This window comes from Haloferax sp. s1 (assembly GCF_058382125.1).
Map to the genome: position 1 here is coordinate 1 of NZ_JBZRPK010000458.1, position 1016 is coordinate 1016.

General features: G+C 50.2%; 1 protein-coding gene. It reads right to left on the bottom strand.

Translation table 11 applies throughout. The features are described 5' to 3' along the window. Positions 1 to 698: 698 nt before the first annotated feature. Positions 699 to 1016, bottom strand: a 318-nt coding sequence (locus tag QT222_RS06710) for a sensor histidine kinase (protein ID WP_491476715.1), incomplete at its 5' end; no start/stop codon positions are given.

The following is a 1016-nucleotide window of genomic DNA, read 5'->3' on the forward strand; positions in this document are numbered from 1 at the left end:
CGGTCGACCGCTGTCATGCGGTCGGATGTGTAACCAGTTGCAAACGCTACTATAGGTGACAGAATAGTAAGCTAGCAAATGCGGCCAACACCGCCATCTATGTTTCTTTGACGAGTGGATAGTAAATCTGACTGCCGGTGATATGGACAGTAATTCGGCGTACAATAGTCAGAAATTCACTTGATACCCCCAAAATTCGCAAGATTCAATTAATATCTAATTATTCGAATTGGTTGGCCCACGGACCTGTGATTCAAGTCCTCAGAGAAGCACCTCAAGTACGAGAACGACGACCCAAAGGAGGGCGTACCATCCAAAAGGAGTGGACCGACTGGAGTCAAACCCTTCGAATAGTCTGACACGTCCCGAGTCCTGTAAGTACGAGCACACAGCTACGACGAGCAACGGCGACACGACTTGTCTCGGACATACAGGAAGCTTGGGACGAAACCAACGACAAACGTTCCTATCCACGCATATGTGACGTACAACGGTTCAGCTGAGAACGTGGTAATCAAATTTTCAAACTCGAACTGAACCCACAATGTAGCCGCAACAAGGGTATGCCAGCCCCGTCAGTACTCCTGCAGTAGTCGGGTACCTCGTGAAGTTGGACTGTGGCTGGAGGAACGCTATGTGTGAACCGACTGTTGACTTGTTTGAATATTTGTGTTCACTCAGAATACACAACTGCCCAGCTATTTCGAGATAGTGAAATAAAATGTGGTGTGCTCACCGACGGTGGACTCGACCCAGATGTCGCCGCCGTGTCGTTCGACAATGCGTTTGCACACCGCGAGCCCGATACCGGCTCCACTTTCTCCACCTGACGCTTGTTTGAATATCTCGAAGATCTTCTCCTGTTGGTCCTCCGGGATTCCCACGCCATAGTCTTTGACGCTGAACCGGTATGCGTCGGAAAGTTCTGTGAAACCGACGTTGATTTCGGGTGGCTCGTCACCCGCGTGCTCGATGGCGTTTTTGATCAGGTTCTGGAAGACCTGTTGGAGTTGGTC